Origin of the sequence: Streptomyces sp. NPDC051207 (assembly GCF_040682395.1) — a bacterium.
Classification (GTDB): Bacteria; Actinomycetota; Actinomycetes; order Streptomycetales; family Streptomycetaceae; genus Streptomyces.
Genome location: NZ_JBFBAX010000002.1, coordinates 129,633 through 148,250, shown reverse-complemented (window position 1 = coordinate 148,250; position 18,618 = coordinate 129,633). Strand labels below are relative to the sequence as shown.

The following is an 18,618-nucleotide window of genomic DNA, read 5'->3' as shown; positions in this document are numbered from 1 at the left end:
CGGTAGCAATGCAGCACGGCAAGTACCGGTTCATCGTGGGGTTCCTGGCGGTTCCCCTGGGGCTGTACGCGCTTCTCGTCGTCTGGCCGTTCATCCAGTCCATCTACTACTCGTTCACGGACTGGACCGGCCTGAGCCCCGACTTCAAGATGGTCGGCTTCGACAACTACGAAAGGATGCTCGACGACGACATCTTCTGGAAGTCGCTCCAGCACAGTCTGATCTTCGCGCTGCTCGTGCCGCTGGTGACGATCGGCATGGCGCTGTTCTTCGCCTTCATGATCAACGTGGGCGGGCGGCGCCGCCGGGGCGGACCGGTCGTCTCGGGCGTCCGCGGCTCCGGCTTCTACAAGATCGTCTACTTCTTCCCGCAGGTGCTGTCCATCGCGATCGTGGCGCTGCTGTTCGCGTTCGCGTACAACCCGGACAGCGGAGCCATCAACTCCCTGCTGCGCGGCATCGGCCTCGGTGACGTCCAGCCGCTCTGGCTCGGCGATCCGGACCTCGCGCTGTGGTGCGTGATGGCGGTGGTGGTGTGGTCCACGGTCGGCTTCTTCGTGGTCCTGTTCTCCGCGGGCATGGCGTCCATCCCCGCGGACCTGTACGAGGCGGCGCTGCTGGACGGCGCCAACCGGATCACCACGTTCTTCCGGATCACCGTGCCGCTGCTGTGGGACACCATCCAGTCCGGCTGGGTCTACATGGGCATCCTCGCCCTCGGCGCCGAGTCGTTCGCGGTCGTGCAGATCATGACGACCGGTCCGGGCGGCCCCGACTACTCGACCACCGTCATGGTCCTGTACGTGTACCAGAAGGCGTTCCGTGACGGTCAGGCCGCCTACGCCACCACCATCGGCGTCGCCCTGCTCATCGTGACGCTGGCCTTCGCGGCCGTCGTGATGCGGCTGGGCCGGCGCGAGCGGCTGGAGTACTGATCAGATGAAGACGACCGAGACCCCCGCCCCCGTACCGGCCGAGTCCGGTGCGTCCGTGACGAAGACGGGCGCGCCGCAGGGGCCGCCCGCGAAGGAGAAGAAAGAGGGCACGGTCCTCAACGTCTTCTCCCACGGCGTGCTGATCCTGTGGGCCTTCATGGTGGTCATGCCGCTGCTGTGGGCGGTGATGACCTCCTTCAAGGACGACGCCTCCATCTTCGGCTCGCCCTGGTCGCTGCCGGACAAGCTGCACTTCGACAACTGGTCGCGGGCCTGGACCGACGCCAACATGAGCGACTACTTCCTCAACACCGTCCTGGTGGTGGGGGGCTCGCTCATCGGCACCCTGGTGCTCGGCTCGATGGCGGCGTACGTGCTGGCCCGCTTCGACTTCCCGGGCAACCGCTTCATCTACTACCTGTTCGTCGGCGGCATGAGCTTCCCGATCATGCTGGCGCTGGTCCCGCTGTTCTACGTCGTGAACAACATGGGGCTGCTGAACACGATCCACGGCCTGATCCTGGTCTACATCGCGTACTCGCTGCCGTTCACCGTGTTCTTCCTGACGTCGTTCTTCCGCACGCTGCCGTCCTCGGTGGCGGAGGCGGCCTTCGTGGACGGCGCCTCGCACACCAGGACGTTCTTCCAGATCATGGTGCCGATGGCCAAGCCGGGCCTGATCAGCGTCGGCATCTTCAACTTCCTCGGCCAGTGGAACCAGTACATGCTGCCGACGGTGCTCAACACCGACCCGGACAAGCGCGTCCTCACCCAGGGCCTGGTCCAGCTGGCGGTCAGCCAGGGCTACAAGGGCGACTGGTCCGGACTCTTCGCCGGCCTGGTGATGGCGATGCTGCCGGTGCTCGCGGCGTACATCATCTTCCAGCGGCAGGTGGTGCAGGGGCTGACCGCGGGCGCGCTGAAGTAGGCGCGCGCCCTCGACAGGAGCAACGCTTCCTGCCCCGTCCGGCAGCACTGTGTCACGGCTCGCGCGCACTCCGTTCCCGCCTCCGGGGACGGCGTGCCGCGTTGTGCCGCTGTGTCCCGATGCGGTTCAACCTCTTGACGGCAGGCAACCCGAACGGGTCAGCTTAGAGTTCACTAGTTGGACATGGACGGGGCCTCATCGCTGCGGTCCCGCGCGCAGGAGGTCGTCGTGGAGACTCCGGGGTCGCAGTCGTCGCTGCACCGAGCCAACCTGGAGAGGGTCGTCCGAGCCGTACGGCTGGCCGGATCGCTCACCCAGGCGGAGATCGCGAGGACGACGGGCCTGTCGGCCGCGACGGTCTCCAACATCGTGCGGGAGCTGAAGGACAGCGGAACCGTCGAGGTCACCCCCACCTCGGCCGGTGGCCGCCGGGCCCGCGCCGTCTCGCTCAGCGGCGACGCGGGCATCGTCATCGGCGTCGATTTCGGCCATACGCATTTGCGCGTCGCGGTCGGGAACCTCGCCCACCAGGTGCTGGCCGAGGAGGCCGAGCCGCTGGACGTGGACGCCTCCTCGACCCAGGGCTTCGACCGGGCGGAGGAACTGGTCAGCCGCCTGATCGAGGCGACCGGCGTCGACCGCTCCAAGATCGCCGGGGTGGGCCTCGGCGTGCCCGGCCCCATCGACGTCGAGTCCGGCACCCTCGGGTCGACCGCGATCCTGCCCGGCTGGGGCGGCACCAGGCCCGCCGAGGAGCTGCGGGAGCGGCTCGGCGTGCCGGTGCGCGTGGACAACGACGCGAACCTCGGCGCCCTCGGCGAGATGGTCTGGGGCAGCGGGCGCGGGGTGCGGGACCTCGCCTACATCAAGGTCGCCAGCGGTGTCGGCGCCGGGTTGGTGATCAACGGCAAGATCTACCGCGGCCCGGGTGGCACAGCAGGAGAAATCGGGCATATTACTCTTGATGAGTCCGGCCCCGTCTGCCGCTGCGGAAACCGGGGCTGCCTGGAGACCTTCACGGCCGCGCGCTACGTCCTGCCGCTGCTCCAGTCCAGCCACGGCACCGACCTCACGCTGGAAGGAGTCGTCCGGCTGGCGCGGGACGGCGACCCGGGCTGCCGTCGGGTGATCGCCGACGTCGGCCGACACATCGGCAGCGGAGTCGCCAATCTGTGCAATCTGCTGAACCCGAGCCGCGTGGTCCTCGGCGGTGATCTCGCCGAGGCCGGTGAGCTGGTGCTCGGGCCCATCCGGGAGTCCGTCGGCCGCTACGCGATCCCCAGCGCGGCACGTCAACTGTCCGTTCTCCCCGGGGCACTTGGGGGCCGTGCGGAGGTACTCGGAGCGCTCGCTCTCGCACTCAGCGAAATGGGCGATTCCACCCTTTTGGACGGTACGCTGCACGCAGCGACACCCGCCTTCACTTAGAGAACGGATGGCACCGTTGCCAACCCGTTAAGGATTTACTTCTTGACGTCGCACGTGTGGCCGAGTTGACTTCCAGCCACCTCGGCCGCAACGACGCGGCCTCGTCAGGGAGGTTTTTCGAAGTGAACACGCGTATGCGTCGTGCCGCCGTAGCCGTTGCCGCTGGTGCGATGGCCGTCTCGCTGGCTGCCTGTGGCAGCGCGAAGGAGTCCGGCGACAAGAGCGAGCCCTCCGGCTCCGCCGCGAAGGGCGACAACATCAAGGTCGGTCTGCTCCTTCCGGAGAACAAGACCGCGCGCTACGAGAAGTTCGACCGCCCCTTGATCGAGAAGAAGATCAAGGAGCTCACGAACAACAAGGCCGAGATCCAGTACAACAACGCCCGCCAGGACGCCAACCTGCAGGCCCAGCAGGTCGACACCATGATCACCAACAAGGTGGACGTCCTGATCCTGGACGCGGTGGACGCCAAGGCCATCAAGAACTCCGTGCAGAAGGCCGCCGACGCCGGCATCAAGGTCGTCGCCTACGACCGCCTCGCCGAGGGCCCGATCAGCGCCTACACCTCGTTCGACAACGTCGAGGTCGGCCGCACCCAGGGCAAGGCCCTGCTGGAGGCCCTGGGCGACAAGGCCAAGGACAGCCAGATCGTCATGATGAACGGCTCCGTCACCGACCCGAACGCCGCCCAGTTCAAGAAGGGCGCCCACGAGGTCCTCGACGGCAAGGTGAAGATCGGCAAGGAGTACGACACCAAGGAGTGGTCGCCGGACAACGCCAACGCCAACATGGAGGCGGCGATCTCGGCCCTCGGCAAGAACAAGATCAACGGCGTGTACTCCGCCAACGACGGCATGGCGGGCGGCATCATCACCGCCCTGAAGGCCGCCGGCATCAAGGTCCCGGTCACCGGCCAGGACGCCGAACTCGCGGGCGTGCAGCGCATCGTCTCCGGTGAGCAGTACATGAGCGTCTACAAGCCGTACGCCCCGGAGGCCGACGCCGCCGCCGAGATGGCCGTCGCGCTCGCCAAGGGCGAGAGCCTGGACTCCATCGCCAAGGACAAGGTCTCCAGCGGCAGCGCCAAGGACGTCCCGTCCGTGCTCGTCCCGGTCACCTCGCTGACCAAGGACAACATCAACGACACCGTCATCAAGGACGGCGTCTACACCGCCGCCGAGATCTGCACCGGCAAGTACAAGGCCGCCTGCGACAAGCTCGGCATCAAGTAAGCAGCCCGCACCCCCGCCGCGTACGGGAATCCGGCCCGGATTCCCGTACCGCGACCGCATGCGGGGACGGCTGCACCGAGGCCCCTCCGGCGCCCCGCGCATCAGACAGCCCCGCAAGCTCGTGGCGGGGCGCCGGACGGAACACCTCAGCCCCCCAACTCTCTGCACTACCTTCCGCCGGGTCAGGCGGCGAAGGAGATGGTTCACGTGTCCGCTACGCCCGTGCTGGCGTTGCGCGGGGTCTCCAAGCGTTTCGGTGCCGTCCAGGCGCTCACCGACGTAGAGCTTGAGGTCCACGCCGGTGAAGTGGTCGCCCTGGTCGGCGACAACGGAGCCGGAAAATCCACGCTGGTCAAGACGATCGCCGGCGTGCACCCCATCGATGAAGGCGCCATCGAATGGGACGGCAAGACCGTACAGATCGGCAAGCCGCACGACGCCCAGGCGCTCGGCATCGCGACCGTCTACCAGGACCTCGCGCTGTGCGACAACATCGACGTGGTCGGGAACCTGTTCCTCGGCCGTGAGATCAAGCGGCGCGGCGTCCTCGACGAGGTGGAGATGGAGCGCCGCGCCCGCGACCTCCTGCAGACCCTGTCGATCCGCATCCCCAGCGTGCGCATCCCGATCGCCTCGCTGTCCGGCGGTCAGCGCCAGGTCGTCGCCATCGCCCGCTCCATGCTCGGCGAGCCCAAGCTGGTCATCCTCGACGAGCCCACCGCCGCCCTCGGCGTCGAGCAGACCGCGCAGGTCCTCGACCTCGTGGAGCGGCTGCGCGAGCGCGGACACGCCGTCATCCTCATCAGCCACAACATGGCCGACGTCAAGGCGGTCGCGGACAAGGTCGCCGTGCTGCGCCTGGGCCGCAACAACGGTGTCTTCGAGGTCAAGACGACCTCCCAGGAGGACATCATCGCCGCCATCACCGGCGCCACCGACAACGCCGTGACCCGCCGTGCGGCGCGCTCGAACGGGGAGGGATCCAAGTGAGCACCGAGAAGACCTCCACCGCCAGGCACGACGAGCACGAGGTGGTGAACCCGGAGGCCGCCGCCGCGGCCGTCACCGCCGTCGACCCGCGCCTGCTGGTCCGCGAGCAGGGCCTGGCCGGCTACTGGGGCGAGTTCAAGCGCAAGATGAAGGCGGGCGAACTGGGGTCCATCCCCGTCGTCGTCGGCCTCGTCCTCATCTGCGTCATCTTCCAGAGCCTGAACTCCGCGTTCCTGTCCGCGCAGAACATCAGCGACATCACCGTCACGATGGTCGGCACCGGCATGATCTCGGTCGGCATCGTGTTCGTGCTGCTGCTCGGCGAGATCGACCTGTCGGTCGGCTCGATCAGCGGCGCCTCCAGCGCCATCGCGGCCGTCCTCGCCGTCAACCAGGGCCTGCCCGAGTGGCTCGCGGTGCTGATCGCCGTCGCCGCCGGTGCGGCCATCGGCGCGGCGCACGGCTTCTTCTTCGCGGTGCTCGGCGCCCCCGCCTTCGCCGTCACGTTGGCCGGCCTGCTGTTCTGGCTCGGCTTCATGCTCAAGATCCTCGGCGAGAACGGCACCATCAACCTTGACAGCGACGGCCTGATCGGACAGCTGACGACGTACTTCTTCACGGACGTCGCCGCCGCCTACGGCCTCGCCGCGCTCGTCGTGGCGGTGTTCTTCGTCACCTCCTTCCTGGGCAACCGCCGCCGGGAGGCCGCGGGCATCCCGTCCCGTCCGCTCAGCGACATCGTGCTGCGCACCGTGCTGCTGGCCGTCGTCGGCTTCGCCGCGGCCTTCATGTACAACCAGTACAAGGGCCTGCCGCTGGCCACGGTGATCTTCCTGGCCTTCCTGGTCGCCACGGACTTCCTGCTCCGCCGTACCGCCTACGGCCGCAAGATCTTCGCCCTCGGCGGCAGCGTCGAGGCGTCCCGGCGCGCCGGCATCAACGTCACGGCGATCCGCATCTCGGTGTTCGCCGTCGCCGGCGGCTTCGCGGCCATCGGCGGCCTGTTCCTGGCCTCCAAGATCGCGTCCGCCAACCAGAGCGCCGGTACCGGTGACCTGCTGATGAACGCGATCGCCGCGGCCGTCATCGGCGGCACGTCGCTGTTCGGCGGGCGCGGCCGGACGTGGAACGCGCTGCTCGGTGTGCTGGTGATCGTCTCCATCCAGTACGGGCTGCAGCTGGAGTCCATCGCCGAGCCGGTGAAGTACATGATCACGGCGGCGGTGCTGCTGACCACGGTGGTCATCGACTCGGTCACCCGCAGGACGCAGAAGACCGCCGGCCGGGCGTGACGATCCGGCTCGGCGGGGGCTGTGCCGCGTAGCCGGCCGCGGATGGTTCGCGGCCTGTCGCGCAGTTCCCCGCGCCCCTTGGGGCGCTCCCGTTGCCCGGTGCCTTTCGAGGTGCCGGGCAACCGGCGTTCGCTCGGCCGGACGAGTGATGTACGACGCATGGGCCGGGCCCCGGGTGGCGAGGCGGAACATTAGACTCGACAAGCCCGGCAACAGCTCGAACAGCTCTACTGCAAGGAGGCACGGGTGCCGCTGCTGACCCGCATCAGGGGACCGCGCGATCTGGACACGCTCAGCCCGGAGGAGCTGGACCAGCTGGCCCGGGAGATCCGGACCTTCCTCGTCGAGGCGGTCTCCAAGACCGGCGGCCACCTCGGCCCCAACCTCGGCGTGGTCGAGCTCACCATCGCCCTGCACCGGGTCTTCGAGTCGCCGAAGGACAAGGTGCTGTGGGACACCGGCCACCAGTCCTACGTGCACAAGCTGCTCACCGGGCGCCAGGACTTCTCCCGGCTGAAGATGAAGGGCGGCCTGTCCGGCTACCCCTCGCAGGCCGAGTCCGAGCACGACGTCATCGAGAACAGCCACGCCTCCACCGTCCTCGGCTGGGCCGACGGCATCGCCAAGGCCAACCAGCTGCACCGGCGCGACAGCCACGTCGTCGCGGTCATCGGCGACGGCGCCCTGACCGGCGGCATGGCCTGGGAGGCGCTCAACAACATCGCCGACGCCAAGGACCGCCCCCTGGTCATCGTCGTCAACGACAACGAACGGTCCTACGCGCCCACCATCGGCGGCCTCGCCAACCACCTGGCGACCCTGCGCACCACCGACGGCTACGAGCGCTTCCTGGCCCGCACCAAGGAACTCCTGGAGCGCACCCCGGTCGTCGGCAGGCCGCTGTACGGCACGCTGCACGGCGCGAAGAAGGGCCTGAAGGACTTCATCGCCCCGCAGGGCCTGTTCGAGGACCTGGGCCTGAAGTACGTCGGCCCGATCGACGGCCACGACATCGAGGCCCTGGAGTCCGCGCTCGCCCGCGCCAAGCGCTTCAACGGCCCCGTCATCGTGCACTGCCTCACCGAGAAGGGCCGCGGCTACCAGCCCGCCCTGGCGGACGAGGCCGACCGCTTCCACGCCGTCGGCAAGATCCACCCCGACACGGGCCTGCCCATCGCCACCTCCGGCGCCGACTGGACGAGCGTCTTCGGCGACGAGATGGTCAAGCTGGGCGAGGAGCGCGAGGACATCGTCGCGATCACCGCCGCCATGCTCCAGCCGGTCGGCCTGGACAAGTTCGCCAAGCGCTTCCCGGACCGGGTCTACGACGTCGGCATCGCCGAGCAGCACGGCGCGGTCTCCGCGGCCGGCCTCGCGCACGGCGGCGTGCACCCCGTCTTCGCCGTCTACGCCACCTTCCTCAACCGCGCCTTCGACCAGGTGCTGATGGACGTCGCCCTGCACAAGTGCGGCGTCACCTTCGTCCTGGACCGGGCCGGCGTCACCGGCACCGACGGCGCCTCCCACAACGGCATGTGGGACATGTCGATCCTCCAGGTCGTGCCCGGCCTCAGGCTCGCCGCGCCGCGCGACGCCGACCAGGTCCGCGCCCAGCTCCGCGAGGCCGTCGCGGTGGACGACGCGCCGACCGTGGTCCGCTTCTCCAAGGGCGCCGTCGGCCCCGCCGTACCGGCCGTGGGCCGGGTCGGCGGCATGGACGTGCTGCGCGAGGCCGGCACCGAGGCCCCCGACGTGCTGCTGGTCTCGGTGGGCGCCCTCGCCCCGATGTGCCTGGAGGTCGCCGCCCTCCTCGACAAGCAGGGCATCTCCGCGACCGTCGTGGACCCGCGCTGGGTCAAGCCCGTGGACGAGGCCATGGCCCCGCTCGCCGAGCGGCACCGCGTCGTCGTCACCGTCGAGGACAACTCGCGCGTCGGCGGTGTCGGCTCTGCCGTCGCGCAGGCCCTCAGGGACGCGGGCGTCGACGTGCCGCTGCGCGACTTCGGCATCCCGCCGCGCTTCCTCGACCACGCCTCGCGCGCCGAGGTGCTCGCCGAGATCGGCCTCACCGCCCCCGACATCGCCCGGCAGGTGACCGGCCTGGTCGCCAGGATCGACGGCCGCTACGAGCGGTCGGCCGCCGGGGTCGAGGCCGCCCGCGACTGATCCCCCGCAGGCCGCGCTGGGCCGGTTGCGCCACTGTGAAGAGTGGTGCGACCGGCCCGTTCGCGTGAAGGCGCCCGCGCCGGGGCATACGCATGGAGCCCCCCTCTTGATCATGTCGGGGACGACAAGCGTGGGAGGTCCCGTGAGCAGCAACCTCTTTCGGACGAAGCAGGTCGAGCAGTCCATCCTCGACACGGAGGAGCCAGAGCATGCGCTGAAGAAGTCGTTGTCCGCGCTGGATCTGACCGTCTTCGGTGTCGGTGTCATCATCGGCACAGGCATCTTCGTCCTCACCGGCACGGTCGCCAAGAACAACGCCGGCCCCGCGGTGGCCCTCGCCTTCGTCGCGGCCGGTGTGGTCTGCGCGCTGGCCGCCCTGTGCTACGCCGAGTTCGCCTCCACCGTCCCGGTCGCCGGATCGGCGTACACCTTCAGCTACGCCTCGCTCGGTGAGCTGCCCGCCTGGATCATCGGCTGGGACCTGGTGCTGGAGTTCGCGCTCGGGACGGCGGTGGTGGCCGTCGGCTGGTCCGGCTACGTCCGCTCGCTGATGGACAACGCGGGCTGGACGCTGCCCGACGCGCTCGGCGGCAGGGACGGCGCCGAGGGCTTCGGCTTCGACATCCTCGCCGCCGCCCTTGTCCTGGTGCTCACCGCGATCCTCGTCCTCGGGATGAAGCTGTCCGCGCGGATCACGTCGCTCGTCGTCGCCGTCAAGGTGACCGTCGTCCTCGTCGTGATCATCGCCGGTGCCTTCTTCATCAAGGGCGACAACTACGACCCGTTCATCCCCAAGTCGCAGCCGGTGGCGGCGGGCGAGAGCCTCGACTCCCCGCTCATCCAGGTGATGTTCGGGTGGGCTCCCGCCAACTTCGGCGTGATGGGCATCTTCACCGCCGCGTCGGTCGTCTTCTTCGCCTTCATCGGCTTCGACATCGTCGCCACGGCCGCCGAGGAGACCAAGAACCCGCAGCGCGACATGCCCCGCGGCATCCTCGGCTCCCTGTTCATCTGCACCGTGCTCTACGTCGCCGTGTCCGTCGTCGTCACCGGCATGCAGCACTACAGCAGGCTCTCCGTGGACGCCCCGCTCGCCGACGCCTTCAAGGCCACCGGCCACCCCTGGTACGCGGGCTTCATCAGCTTCGGCGCCGCCGTCGGCCTCACCACCGTCTGCATGATCCTGCTGCTCGGCCAGACCCGCGTGTTCTTCGCGATGAGCCGCGACGGACTGCTGCCGCGCTTCTTCTCGCGCGTCCACCCGAAGTACAAGACCCCGCACCGGCCGACCATCCTGCTGGGCGTGCTCATCGCGGTCGTCGCGGGCTTCACACCGCTCAGCGAACTCGCCGCGCTGGTCAACATCGGCACGCTGTTCGCCTTCGTCGTCGTCGCCGTCAGCGTGATCATCCTGCGCCGCACCCGCCCCGACCTGCCCCGCGCCTTCCGCACCCCGTGGGTGCCGGTGCTGCCGATCCTGTCGGTGGCCGCCTCGCTGTGGCTGATGCTGAACCTGCCCACCGAGACCTGGATCCGGTTCGGCATCTGGATGGCCATCGGCTGCGTCGTGTACTTCGTCTACGGCCACGGCCACAGCCGCCTCGCCCGCGGCCGGGAGACCCCCGCCGGCGAGGCCGTCACATCGCGGCGCGGCGACACCGAGTAACCGGGGCGGCCGTCATCCCGGAGACGTCGGCCCCGTATGTCCCGCAACGCGGGATGTGCGGGGCCGGATAGCGTGCTGCTCATGCGCGCCGAGCCCTCCGCGGCATCACCCTCCGTACCCGTACGGCATCCGCATGGCCGTTACTGGCGCCGCCTGCTGCCCCTGCTGGCGGCGCTGGCCTGCGTCACCCGCGTCCCGTCCTTCACCCGGCCGCTGTGGAATCCCGACGAGGGATATCTCGCCGTCCAGGCCCGGATACTGGCGCACGGCGGCGCGCTGTACGACACGGTCGTCGACCGCAAACCGCCCCTGGTGCCATGGCTCTACGAGGCCGCCTTCGCGGTGACCGGCTCCGGCACGCTCACCTCGGTGCGCGTCCTCGCCGTCCTCGCGCAACTGCTCACCGCCGTGCTGCTCGCCTCGCTGGCCCGGCGCCACTGGGGCGACCGCGCGGGCCGCACGGCCGGCGTGCTGTACCTGCTGATCTCGGTCGGGCTCAACCCCGAGGACGCGCAGGCCGCCGGCTTCGAGGTGTTCATACTGCCGTGCACGGCGGCGGCCATGTGGTGCGCGGACCGCCGCCGCTGGGGCGCGGCCGGGATCGCCGTCGGCTGCGCGTTCCTCGCCAAGCAGACCGGCGGCGCGGTGCTGCTGCCCGTGCTGTGGCTGAGCCGCGGCTCGCACGGCGGGCTGCTCGGGGTGGCCGCGGGCGCCGCGCTGCCGGTGCTGGGCGCGGCCCTGGTCACCGACCCGGCCGGGTTCCTGTTCTGGACCGTCACCGGCTCGGGCGGCTACGCCTCCTTCACCGGCTCCGAACTGCACGTCCTGGGCAGGGCTGTGGCCAACTCCGCGCTCGTGGCGGTGGCCTGCGCGGGGCTGCTCCCGCCGCTGGTGCGGGCGCCGCGCCTCACCCGCACCGGGACGCCCGCCCTGTGGCTGTGGCTCGCCGCGTCGGCCGGCGCGGTCGTCACCGGCTTCCACTTCTTCGGCCACTACTACCTGCAACTCCTGCCGCCGCTCGCCCTGCTGGCCACGGCGGCGCTGCACGTCCTGCCGCGCGAGAGGCTGGTGACCGCCGTCCTCACCTCGGCCTGCTGCTGCGCCCTGTTCCTGGCCTGGGGCCTGTTCGCGCCCCGCCCCGAACTGGACCACGCCCGGCGCCTCGCGGACGCGGTCGCCCGGCGCACCGACCCGGGAGACCGGGTGCTGGTGTGGGGCATGCACCCGGAGACGTACTGGTTCGCCGACCGCGCCCCGGCCAGCCGGTTCCTCACCGCCGGGTTCCTCACCAACTACAGCGGCGGCCGGGACGGGCCCCGGGTCGGCGAGAAGTACGCCGTCGACGGGGCCTGGCCGGTGTTCCGCGCCGAGCTGGCCGCCGCCCCGCCCGCCCTGATCGTGGACGACTCCGGCGGCAAGCCGTACGGCCCGGACCGGGTGCCGAGCCTGCGGCGGCTGCTGGCGTCGGGCTATCAGGAGGCGGTCACGGTGGACGGGGCGGTGGTGTATGTGCGGGTGGCGTCCGGCTAGGGCCCGCCGTCAGGTGGGCGGGGCCGACGGGGCCGGCCGGCTCGCCGCGGGCCGCTCTTCCTGCTCGCGTGCGGCCTGCTGCCGGTCGGAGCCCGCCGCGCCCACCGCGACAGCCTCGCGCCCCGGGCCGGGCTCCCGCAGGCGTGACCGGCGGCCGGTGACACGGCCGTACGGTGCTTCGGCGCCACGGCCGCGTGCGGATGCCGTCGGGGCTACGGACGTACCGTCCGCGGGCCCGTCACGTCCGCGCCCAACTCGCCCACCCGGCGCCGCAGTTCGCGGTCCGCGGTGACGACCAGGACGGGACGCCCGCCCGCCGCGGCGGCCAGCTCGACCATGTGGTCGTCCCCGCTGCCGGGCGCGTCCACCACCCGTACCCCGGGCACGGACTCCACGCCACGGGCCGCGCCCTCCACCACGAGGACGATCTCCACGGGGCCGTCGTGCCCCGGCAGTCCGTCCGCCGCCAGCCGGTCGCGCAGCCGTTCGGCGGCCCCGCGCCGGTCGCGCCACCAGCCGTCGGGCACCGACCCGACGACGTTCGCCGCGTCGACGATCACCAGCAGAGCGGAGTTGTCGGCCATGCCGCCAGGGTCGCACGCCCCGCCGGGAGGAAAGGCGAAGGGCCCCCGCCGCGGCAGGGGCCCTCCTCAGACACGCCGGGACGTCACGCCGGGACCGACGCCACGCCCTGCTCCAGGAACCGCTTGCCGTTCACGCGCTCCGAGACGCCCTCACGGTCCAGGTACGGCGTGATGCCGCCCAGGTGGAAGGGCCAGCCGGCGCCCGTGATCAGGCACAGGTCGATGTCCTGCGCCTCGGCGACGACACCCTCGTCCAGCATCAGGGCGATCTCCTGCGCCACCGCCTCCAGGACGCGGGCGCGGACCTGCTCCTCCGTCAGGACCGTGTCGCCCTGCTTGAGCAGCGCGGCGACCTCCGGGTCCAGCTCCGGCCTGCCACTGTCGTAGACGTAGAAGCCGCGCTTGCCCGCCTCCACGACCGCCTTGAGGTTCGGGGAGACCTTGAAGCGGTCCGGGAACGCCTTGTGGAGCGTCTCCGAGACGTGCAGGCCGATCGCCGGTCCGACCAGTTCCAGCAGCACCAGCGGGGACATCGGCAGACCGAGCGGCTCGATGGCCTTTTCCGCGGTCTCGACCGGGGTGCCCTCGTCGATCACGTTCTGGATCTCGCCCATGAAGCGGGTGAGGATGCGGTTGACGACGAACGCCGGGGCGTCCTTCGTCAGGACGGCCGTCTTCTTCAGCTTCTTGGCGACGGCGAAGGCCGTGGCCAGGGACGCGTCGTCGGTCTTCTCGCCGCGGACGATCTCCAGCAGCGGCAGCACCGCGACCGGGTTGAAGAAGTGGAAGCCGACGACCCGCTCGGGGTTCTTCAGCTTCGACGCCATCTCCGACACCGACAGCGAGGAGGTGTTGGTGGCGAGGATCGCGTGCGCCGGGGCGACCGCCTCGACCTCCGCGAACACCTGCTGCTTGACACCCATCTCCTCGAACACGGCCTCGATGACGAAGTCCGCGTCCGCGAAGCCCTCGGCCTTGTCCAGGACACCGGTCACCAGCGCCTTGAGGCGGTTGGCCTTGTCCTGGTTGATGCGGCCCTTGCCGAGCAGCTTGTCGATCTCGGCGTGCACGTAGCCCACGCCCTTGTCGATGCGCTCCTGGTCGATGTCCGTGAGGACGACCGGGACCTCCAGGCGGCGCAGGAACAGCAGCGCCAGCTGCGAGGCCATCAGACCGGCGCCGACCACGCCGACCTTGGTGACCGGGCGCGCCAGGCTCTTGTCCGGGGCGCCGGCCGGGCGCTTGCCGCGCTTTTGCACCAGGTTGAACGCGTAGATGCCGGCGCGCAGTTCGCCACCCATGATCAGGTCGGCGAGCGCCTGGTCCTCGGCAGCGTAGCCCTGCTGGAGGTCGCCGTTTTTCGCGGCGGCGATGATGTCCAGGGCGCGGTAGGCGGCCGGGGCGGCGCCGTGCACCTTGGCGTCCGCGACGGCGCGGCCCTTGGCGACGGCCTGGTCCCAGGCCTCGCCGCGGTCGATCACCGGGCGCTCGACCGCGATCTCGCCCTTGAGGACGGACGCGGTCCAGATCAGCGACTGCTCCAGGAAGTCGGCGCCCTCGAAGATCGCGTCGGCGATGCCGAGTTCGTAGACCTGCCGGCCCTTGAGCTGCTTGTTCTGGTTGAGGCTGTTCTCGATGATCACCGAGACGGCCTTCTCCGGGCCGATCAGGTTCGGCAGCAGCGTGCACCCGCCCCAGCCGGGGACCAGTCCGAGGAAGACCTCGGGCAGGGAGAACGCCGCGATGGCCGTGGACACCGTGCGGTAGGTGCAGTGCAGGCCGACCTCGACGCCGCCGCCCATGGCCGCGCCGTTGTAGTACGCGAACGTCGGCACCGCGAGGCCCGCGAGGCGCTTGAAGACGTCGTGGCCGCCCTTGCCGATGGCGAGCGCGTCCTTGTGCTCCTTCAGCAGCTCGACGCCCTTGAGGTCGGCGCCGACCGCGAAGATGAACGGCTTGCCGGTGATGCCGACGCCGGTGATCGCGCCGTCCGCGGCCTCCTTCTCGACCTGGTCGAGGGCGGCGTTCAGGTTCGCCAGCGACTGCGGGCCGAACGTGGTCGGCTTGGTGTGGTCGTGACCGTTGTCCAGGGTGATCAGCGCGAACCGCCCGGCGCCGAGCGGCAGGTCGAAGTGGCGTACGTGCGCCTGCGTGACGACCTCGTCGGGGAACAGCTCGGCCGCGCCCTTGAGGAGTTCAGCGGTGGTGCTCACTTGGTGCCTCCGTCGAAGTGCGGGTTCTCCCAGATGACCGTCGCGCCCATGCCGAAGCCGACGCACATGGTGGTCAGGCCGTAGCGGACGTGCGGCTGCTCCTCGAACTGGCGGGCCAGCTGCGTCATCAGGCGGACGCCGGAGGAGGCCAGCGGGTGCCCGAAGGCGATGGCGCCGCCGTACTGGTTGACGCGCTCGTCGTCGTCGGCGATGCCGTAGTGGTCGAGGAAGGCCAGCACCTGCACGGCGAAGGCCTCGTTGATCTCGAACAGGCCGATGTCGGAGATCGACAGGCCGGCCTGCGCGAGGGCCTTCTCGGTGGCCGGGATCGGGCCGTAGCCCATGACCTCCGGCTCGACGCCCGCGAAGGAGTAGGAGACCAGGCGCATCTTGACCGGCAGGTCGTGCTCGCGGGCGAAGTCCTCGGAGGCGATGATCGAGGCGGTGGCGCCGTCGTTGAGGCCGGCCGCGTTGCCGGCGGTGACCCGGCCGTGCACGCGGAACGGCGTCTTGAGGTTCGCCAGGTTCTCCAGCGTGGTGCCCGGGCGCATCGGCTCGTCGGCGGTGACCAGGCCCCAGCCCGTCTCACCGGCCTCCGGGTTGGTGCGGCGCACCGAGACCGGCACCAGGTCGGCCTGGATCTTGCCGTTGGCGTACGCCTTGGCGGCCTTCTCCTGGGAGCGCACCGCGTACTGGTCGGCGCGCAGCTTCGTGATGTGCGGGTACCGGTCGTGCAGGTTCTCCGCGGTCATGCCCATGAAGAGGGCCGACTCGTCCACCAGCTTCTCGGAGACGAACCGCGGGTTCGGGTCGACGCCCTCGCCCATCGGGTGACGGCCCATGTGCTCGACGCCGCCCGCGATGGCGACGTCGTACGCGCCGAACGCGACGGAGCCGGCCACCGTGGTGACGGCGGTCAGCGCGCCCGCGCACATGCGGTCGATGGAGTAGCCGGGGACCGTGGTGGGCAGGCCCGCGAGGATGCCGGCGGTGCGGCCGATGGTCAGGCCCTGGTCGCCGATCTGGGTGGTCGCGGCGATGGCGACCTCGTCGACCTTCTTCGGGTCCAGGCCGGGGTTGCGGCGCAGCAGCTCCCGGATCGCCTTCACGACAAGGTCGTCGGCGCGGGTCTCGTGGTAGATGCCCTTCGGGCCCGCCTTGCCGAACGGGGTGCGGACGCCGTCGACGAAGACGACGTCCCTGACGGTACGAGGCACGATGGCTCTCCTCCAGGGTGCTGGGTGGCACTGCTGCGATGCGCTGAGCGCGCGCTCAGGTCCATGCTACTTGTGGGTAACGTAGCTGCCCAGTCCCCTCGCCCGGAGCGGCGAAGGTCACACCTTCGGGCAGGATCTTGGCGCGATCTCGCCCCACCCGCACCTCCCGGGGGGCGCGGGGAACCGCGCGAGCGACCGAAGCCGGCCCGCACCCGCCACGAGACGGAACCCGAACGGCGCTCGGAGACCACCCGCACCCGCACGAGACAGAACCCGAACGGCGCCTACCCGTCCTGCTCGGCCAGCGCGGCGGCCAGCACCGGCGTCACCTGCTCCACCTGCCAGGCCCGGGCTCCGCACCCGGCGAGGGCCGCCGCCACGGACTCCTCGTCCAGCACCGCGGGCGGCTCCCAGCAGAGCCGCCGCACCGTGTCCGGCGAAATCAGATTCTCCTGCGGCATGTTCAACCGCTCGGCCAGCGCCGACACCGCAGCCCGCGCCGCCGACAGCCGCGCGGCGGCCTGCGGGTCCTTGTCGGCCCAGGCACGGGGCGGCGGGGGCCCGGTCACCGGCTGTCCCGGCTGCGGCAGCTGCGCGTCGGTCAGCGCCCTGGCGCGGTCCACCGCGGCCTGCCACTGCTCCAGCTGGCGCCGGCCCATCCGGTTGCCGAAACCGTGCAGTGCCGCCAGGGCGTGCACGTTGGCCGGCAGGGCCAGCGCGGCCTCCACGATCGCCGCGTCGCCGAGCACCTTGCCCGGTGACACGTCCCGGCGCTGCGCGATGCGGTCCCGGGTCTGCCACAGCTCCCGCACCACGGCGAGCTGCCGCCGGCGCCGCACCTTGTGCATGCCGGAGGTGCGCCGCCAGGGGTCCTTGCGCGGCTCGGGCGGCGGCGCCGAGGCGATGGCGTCGAACTCCTGCCGGGCCCAGTCCAGCTTGCCCTGCCGGTCCAGCTCCTTCTCCAGCGCGTCGCGCAGGTCCACCAGCAGCTCCACGTCCAGCGCGGCGTACCGCAGCCAGGGCTCGGGCAGCGGCCGGGTCGACCAGTCGACGGCGGAGTGGCCCTTCTCCAGGACGTATCCGAGGACGCTCTCGACCATCGCGCCGAGGCCGACCCGCGGGAACCCGGCGAGCCGTCCGGCGAGCTCGGTGTCGAACAGCCGGGTGGGCACCATCCCTATTTCGCGCAGGCAGGGCAGATCCTGCGTCGCGGCGTGCAGCACCCACTCCGCGCCGGACAGGGCCTCGCCGAGGGCGGACAGGTCGGGACAGGAGACGGGGTCGATCAGCGCGGTGCCGGCGCCCTCGCGGCGCAGCTGCACGAGGTAGGCGCGCTGACCGTAGCGGTAGCCGGAGGCGCGCTCGGCGTCGACGGCGACGGGGCCGGACCCGGCGGCGAAGGCGGCGACCGTCTCGGCGAGGGCGGCGTCGTCCGCGATCACGGGGGGAATGCCCTCGCGGGGTTCGAGCAAGGGGATCGGCGCCTCCGTAGCAGAAGATCCGTCGTCGTCCGGAGGGGCGCCTCCGGTGGTTCGCAGTGAGCTGTCTGCTGCGGTTTCGTGGGCGTCGGTCACATGTCAAGAGTATCCGTGCGCGGAAGGCGCCCGCCGAGGGAACGTTCCCTCGGCGGGCGCCACGGGGTCGTAAACAGGACAGCTCAGGGACGGGTCGGGTTCACGGTGACGACGGGCCGGTGCGGTAGGGGGAAGCGGTGGCCGGTCAGTGGATGATGCCGGTGCGCAGGGCCACGGCGACCATGCCGGCGCGGTCTCCCGTGCCGAGCTTGCGGGCGATGCGGGCCAGGTGGCTCTTGACGGTCAGGGCGGACAGGCCCATGGAGACGCCGATCGCCTTGTTGGACTGGCCCTCCGCGACCAGCCGCAGCACCTCGACCTCGCGGCCGGACAGTTCGCGGTAGCCGCCCGGGTGGCTCGGGGCCCCCGGGGGGCGTCGGTGCAGGCGTGCGGCGGCGGCGCCGATGGGGGCGGCGCCGGGTCGGGTGGGGAGCCCGATGTTGGTGCGGGTGCCGGTGACGACGTAGCCCTTCACTCCGCCCGCGAGGGCGTTGCGCACGGCGCCGATGTCGTCGGCCGCGGAGAGGGCGAGGCCGTTGGGCCAGCCCGCGGCACGGGTCTCGGACAGCAGGGTGAGGCCGGAACCGTCCGGCAGGTGGACGTCGGCGACGCAGATGTCGCGGGGGTTGCCGATGCGGGGACGAGCCTCCGCGATGGACGAGGCCTCGATGACGTCGCGGACACCGAGCGCCCAGAGGTGGCGGGTGACGGTGGAACGGACGCGGGGGTCGGCCACGACCACCATGGCGGTCGGCTTGTTCGGGCGGTAGGCGACCAGGCTTGCGGGCTGCTCGAGGAGAACGGACACCAGGCCTCCTGGAAGGGCGGGGACGGGGCCGGCTCGTGGGGGTGTAGCCGGGGAC

Annotated in this window: 14 protein-coding genes; 9 read left to right on the top strand and 5 right to left on the bottom strand. The window is 70.8% G+C overall.

All coding sequences use genetic code 11. The features are described from left to right. The first annotated feature begins 8 nt into the window (after nt 1–8). From AB0M97_RS02475 to AB0M97_RS02435, 9 genes are all read left to right on the top strand, one after another. On the top strand, nt 9–935 hold the full coding sequence (locus AB0M97_RS02475; protein WP_365958826.1) for a sugar ABC transporter permease: 927 nt from the start codon (nt 9–11) through the stop codon (nt 933–935). 4 nt (nt 936–939) lie between these two features. Beyond that, nucleotides 940–1,863, top strand: coding sequence for a carbohydrate ABC transporter permease (locus AB0M97_RS02470; protein WP_365958825.1), 924 nt, complete (start codon nt 940–942; stop codon nt 1,861–1,863). Between the two features lie 228 nt (nt 1,864–2,091). Further along, nucleotides 2,092–3,291: an ROK family transcriptional regulator gene (locus AB0M97_RS02465; protein ID WP_365959028.1), complete on the top strand. Its 1,200-nt coding sequence runs from the start codon at nt 2,092–2,094 to the stop codon at nt 3,289–3,291. Between the two features lie 134 nt (nt 3,292–3,425). Further along, on the top strand, nt 3,426–4,523 hold the full coding sequence (locus AB0M97_RS02460) for a substrate-binding domain-containing protein (protein ID WP_365959027.1): 1,098 nt from the start codon (nt 3,426–3,428) through the stop codon (nt 4,521–4,523). A 198-nt stretch (nt 4,524–4,721) separates the two neighbouring features. Then, the gene (locus AB0M97_RS02455) at nt 4,722–5,513 is read left to right on the top strand and encodes an ATP-binding cassette domain-containing protein (RefSeq protein WP_365958824.1); all 792 of its coding nucleotides are present in this window, start codon (nt 4,722–4,724) and stop codon (nt 5,511–5,513) included. Further along, nucleotides 5,510–6,805 carry a sugar ABC transporter permease gene (locus AB0M97_RS02450; protein WP_365958823.1) on the top strand — a complete coding sequence of 432 codons (1,296 nt, stop codon included), beginning with the start codon at nt 5,510–5,512 and terminating at the stop codon, nt 6,803–6,805. The genes AB0M97_RS02455 and AB0M97_RS02450 overlap by 4 nt, the downstream gene beginning before the upstream one ends. 246 nt (nt 6,806–7,051) lie before the next feature. Continuing rightward, nucleotides 7,052–8,971 (top strand): 1-deoxy-D-xylulose-5-phosphate synthase, encoded by a 1,920-nt coding sequence (gene dxs / locus AB0M97_RS02445; RefSeq protein WP_365958822.1) that lies wholly within the window; start codon nt 7,052–7,054, stop codon nt 8,969–8,971. Nucleotides 8,972–9,113: 142 nt separating this feature from the next. After that, the gene (locus AB0M97_RS02440; RefSeq protein ID WP_365958821.1) at nt 9,114–10,637 is read left to right on the top strand and encodes an amino acid permease; all 1,524 of its coding nucleotides are present in this window, start codon (nt 9,114–9,116) and stop codon (nt 10,635–10,637) included. 81 nt (nt 10,638–10,718) lie between these two features. Beyond that, entirely contained in the window at nt 10,719–12,167 is a 1,449-nt protein-coding gene (locus AB0M97_RS02435; protein WP_365958820.1) for a glycosyltransferase family 39 protein, read from the top strand. A gap of 212 nt (nt 12,168–12,379) precedes the next feature. Here AB0M97_RS02435 and AB0M97_RS02430 read toward each other — a convergent pair whose 3' ends face one another. The 5 genes from AB0M97_RS02430 to AB0M97_RS02410 all read right to left on the bottom strand — a co-directional run bounded on the left by AB0M97_RS02430 (nt 12,380) and on the right by AB0M97_RS02410 (nt 18,563). Further along, a complete protein-coding gene (locus AB0M97_RS02430) occupies nt 12,380–12,751 on the bottom strand; it encodes an NTP pyrophosphohydrolase (protein ID WP_365958819.1) in 372 nt (123 codons plus the stop codon). An 83-nt stretch (nt 12,752–12,834) separates the two neighbouring features. Next, nucleotides 12,835–14,964 carry a 3-hydroxyacyl-CoA dehydrogenase NAD-binding domain-containing protein gene (locus tag AB0M97_RS02425; protein ID WP_365958818.1) on the bottom strand — a complete coding sequence of 710 codons (2,130 nt, stop codon included), beginning with the start codon at nt 14,962–14,964 and terminating at the stop codon, nt 12,835–12,837. Continuing rightward, complete coding sequence (locus AB0M97_RS02420) at nt 14,961–16,181, bottom strand: acetyl-CoA C-acyltransferase (protein ID WP_365958817.1); 1,221 nt, start codon at nt 16,179–16,181, stop codon at nt 14,961–14,963. The genes AB0M97_RS02425 and AB0M97_RS02420 overlap by 4 nt, the downstream gene beginning before the upstream one ends. A gap of 284 nt (nt 16,182–16,465) precedes the next feature. Further along, nucleotides 16,466–17,755, bottom strand: coding sequence for a ribonuclease D (locus AB0M97_RS02415; RefSeq protein WP_365958816.1), 1,290 nt, complete (start codon nt 17,753–17,755; stop codon nt 16,466–16,468). Between the two features lie 145 nt (nt 17,756–17,900). Beyond that, entirely contained in the window at nt 17,901–18,563 is a 663-nt protein-coding gene (locus AB0M97_RS02410) for a response regulator transcription factor (RefSeq protein ID WP_043444816.1), read from the bottom strand. Nucleotides 18,564–18,618: the final 55 nt, after the last annotated feature.